Genomic DNA, 3191 nt, shown 5'->3' with positions numbered 1-3191 from the left:
CCCTCCCGACCCTGCGCCGGTGCACCCGGGCCTCCCGGGGCGCCAGCGTCGGACGACTCCCCAGCGGTCCGCGGTCGGGGACGTTGCTCAGCACCTCCTCCGTCCCGGCCCATCCCTCCGGCAGGTGCACCTCCACCTCCCGGCCGGTGAAGTTCACCAGCACCAGCAGTTCGGTGCCCCCGGCCGCGTACCGACGGGTGAAGGCGTACACCTCCTCGCTGTCCGGGAACAGCAGGTGGAAATCGCCGTGCGTCACGGCCGGCTCGGTGTGCCGCAGCTCGATCAGCCGGCGGTAGTGGTGGAACACCGAGTCCGGATCCGCCGTCTGTGCCGCGGCGTTGATCTCCCGGTGGTTCGGATTGACCGGCATCCACGGGGTGCCGGTGGTGAAGCCCGCCCCCGGGGAGGCGTCCCACTGCATCGGCGTGCGGGCGTTGTCCCGACTGCGGGCGCGCAGAGCGGCCATCACCCGCTCCGGAGGCTCTCCCGCCGCGACCTCCTGCCGGTGGTGGTTGAGCGACTCGATGTCGCGGAAGTCCCCGATGCCGGCGAAGGGGGCGTTGGTCATGCCCAACTCCTCCCCCTGGTAGATGTACGGGGTGCCGCGGTGCAGGTGCAGGAGGGTGGCGAGCATGGTGGCCGACCGGACCCGGTGCTCCGGCGAGTCGTCCCCGTAGCGGGAGACCACCCGCGGCTGGTCGTGGTTGCAGAAGTACAGGCTGTTCCACCCCACCTCCGCCAATCCGTGCTGCCAGCGGGCGAACGAGGCCTTCAGGTCGGTCAGCCGCAGGGGACGGACGTCGAACTTCCCGGCCGGTCCGCAGTCCAGGCCCACGTGCTCGAACTGGAACACCATGTCCACCTCCCGGCGCGCCGGATCGGTGAACAGCCGGGCCTCCTCCACCGTCACCCCCGGCATCTCCCCGACCAGCAGCAGGCGTTCGGGGTGCCCCGCGAAGACCTCGCGGTGCATGTCGGCCAGGAACTCGTGGATGCGCGGACCGCACACGCAGTGCGGGTCCCGGTCCCCGTACCGGGCGCCCGGCGGTACGTGGCCGTCGGGCAGCTCCGGGTTCTTGGAGATGAGGTTGATGACGTCCATCCGGAAGCCGTCCACGCCGCGGTCCAGCCACCACCGCATCATCCCGTGGATCGCCCGGCGAACCTCCGGATTCTCCCAGTTGAGGTCCGGCTGCCGGGGGGAGAACAGGTGCAGGTGGTACTCGCCGCTCCGCGGGTCGAGGGTCCAGGCGGGGCCCGAGAAGAAGGAGCCCCAGTTGTTCGGTTCCGCACCCGGCGTGCCCGGCTCCATACCGGGACGCGGCGGTCGCCACCAGTACCAGTCGCGCATCGGTCCGTCGGGACCGCCGTCCCGGGAGGCGACGAACCAGGGGTGCTCGTCGGAGGTGTGGTTCACCACCAGGTCCATGATCAGCCGCATGCCCCGCCGGTGTACCTCGGCCAACAGCGCGTCGAAGTCCCCCGGCGTGCCGAAGAGCGGATCGATGCCGCGGTAGTCGCTGATGTCGTAGCCGTTGTCGTCGCGGGGCGAGGGGTACACCGGCGACAGCCAGATCACGTCCACCCCCAGCCGCTCCAGATGATCCAGCCGGGAGGTGATGCCCGGCAGGTCCCCGACGCCGTCCCCGTCGGAGTCGGCGAAGGAGAGCGGATAGATCTGGTAGACCACGGCCCTCCGCCACCACGGGTCCTCGGGCTCGGAGTCGATGCCGGACATGACGCCACCTCGCGGGGTGAGGGGAACGGGACCTCCCCGGGCGACGGAGCGCCCCGTGCCCGGGGAGTCCTTCCAGTGAACCCCGGATCCGCGACCCCCGAGGTGCCCGACACCGGTGTGTCGGGACCGCGGGGTCGCGGGCGGGGTCGCGGACGTCATCCCCGGTCGGCGGTCATGGCGTCCACCACGTGCTCGGCGATGGCCATGGAGGAGGTCGCGGCGGGGGAGGGGGCGTTGCGCACCACGGTCACCGCGCCCAGTCGGTGCACCCGGAAGTCGTCGACCAGGGTGCCGTCCCGATCCAGCGCCTGGGCCCGTACCCCCGCCCCGTCTCGTTCCACATCGGCCGGACCGATCCCGGGCACGTACCGTTGCGCGTCCCGCATGTAGGCGCGCACCGAGAGCGACCCCCGCACCTCCCGCAGGGCGGTGCGCCAGTGGCGTGCCGCCAGCCGCGCGGTGCCCGGCCACGAGACGATCCGCAGCACTTCCACCGGATCCACCCGCAGGCGGCGGTACCCCTCGCGGGCCGCCGCCGGGACCGCGTTCGGCCCCACCTCCACCCCGCCGTCGACGCGGCGGGTGAAATGCACTCCCAGGAACGGATAGCGGGGATCGGGAACCGGGTAGATCATCCCCCGCACCAGCTCCGCCTTGGGCGGCCGCACGCGCATGTACTCGCCGCGGAAAGGGATGATCCGCGGCTCGGCGGAATCGGCCACCAGGCGGCCCACCCGGTCCGCGTGCAGACCCGCGCACACCACCAACCGGTCCACCGACTCGGCGTGTCCCGCGGCGAGGATCCGCAGCCCCCCGGGCTCCCGGCGCACCGCCGTGACCCGCCGGCCGAATCGGATCTCCCCACCGGCCGCGACGATGTCCCGGCCGAACTCCTCGGCGATCCGCACGAAGTCGGTGATCGCGGTGCGGGGGGAGTGCAGCGCGGCCACCCCCGTGGCGTGGGGCTCCACCTCGGTGATCCCGGCGCCGGTCACCCTCCGCAGTCCCGGCACACCGTTGGCCCGGGCGAAGTCGTCCAGCCGGTCCAGGCGGGGCAGTTCCCCGGCGGCGATTGCCACCACGAGCTTGCCGCACTCCTCGTACGGCAGGGCGCGCTCGGCGCAGTACTCCCGCAACAGGGAACGGCCGCGGGCGCAGAGCCGGGCCTTGAGGCTGCCGGGAGGGTAGTAGATCCCGGCATGCACGACTCCCGAGTTGTGTCCCGTCTGGTGGACCCCGACGGACCCCTCCTTCTCCAGGACGACGACCCGGGTGCCCGGGCGGCGCAGGGTGATCTCCCGGCCCACGGCGAGCCCCACGATTCCCGCCCCCACGATGCCGACGGTCTCGTCAGCCATCCGCGTTCTCCGTTCCGCGAGGGAAACGCCCCCGGGTCTCCGGGCCCGGGGGCACGGCAACCCTCTCGTCCGGGGGGGCCGGAACGCAATCACCG

General features: G+C 72.5%; 2 protein-coding genes. Both read right to left on the bottom strand.

The features are described 5' to 3' along the window. A partial coding sequence (locus tag FOE67_RS20925; RefSeq protein WP_182666387.1) for a glycoside hydrolase family 13 protein occupies positions 1-1738 on the bottom strand: 1738 nt, incomplete at its 3' end. A gap of 155 nt (positions 1739-1893) precedes the next feature. Further along, positions 1894-3096, bottom strand: coding sequence for an L-2-hydroxyglutarate dehydrogenase (gene lhgD, locus FOE67_RS20920; protein WP_182666386.1), 1203 nt, complete (start codon positions 3094-3096; stop codon positions 1894-1896). Positions 3097-3191: the final 95 nt, after the last annotated feature.

The sequence above is a fragment of the Streptomyces calidiresistens genome (genome assembly GCF_014141525.1).
Classification (GTDB): domain Bacteria; phylum Actinomycetota; class Actinomycetes; order Streptomycetales; family Streptomycetaceae; genus Streptomyces; species Streptomyces calidiresistens.
This window is presented reverse-complemented; position numbering and strand designations above follow the sequence as displayed.